Below are 554 nucleotides of genomic sequence, written 5' to 3'. Positions count from 1 at the left end.
GTGCCGATCTTGAAGATTGCGCGCGCCTCCTGAGCCGACGCGACGCCCCGTCCCAGTTCGTGCGAGATGCGCACCAGTTGTTCGATCTGCTTCACGCTGGACATCGGCTCGCCGGTGGGGCCCCAGATCGTGTCCTCGATGCCGCAGCGCACGTGCAGGCCCATGGCGATCGCCATGGTGTTGATCGGCAGGGTGGCGCGCATCAGCGATTCCAGCGTGAGCGTCGACCCATCGGGGAGAAGGCGAATGAACTCCATCATGCTGTAGGGGTCCGGGTTGTCGAAGCCGCCGCTGAGCGCGACCCAGTTCACATTGAGCGGCCCCTTGTAGATGCCACGCCGGATCAGGCGCTCGAGGGTGACGAGGCCCGACTTCATGGTGATCTGGAAGTGCGGCTGGATGCCGTTGGCCGCCAGCTGGGCGAGGTGTTCGCGCAACCAGGCGGGCCCGGCCGGAACGATCATCTCCTCGTAGGCGTCGTAGACCGCCTTGCGCTCGAAAGAGGTTCCTGCGCAGTCCTCTGGGGTCATGATCTCCACCGTGTTCATCTGGCC

1 protein-coding gene is annotated in these 554 nt (G+C 65.0%); it reads right to left on the bottom strand.

Annotated elements, in window-relative coordinates:
- Positions 1-530 (bottom strand): 3-keto-5-aminohexanoate cleavage protein (locus AC1Q7H_RS39920; RefSeq protein WP_492382523.1); only part of this gene is annotated, 530 nt, incomplete at its 3' end.
- Between the last annotated feature and the right edge of the window lie 24 nt (positions 531-554).

Source organism: Cupriavidus sp. GW823-FHT06D04 (assembly GCF_058795055.1).
This window is presented reverse-complemented; position numbering and strand designations above follow the sequence as displayed.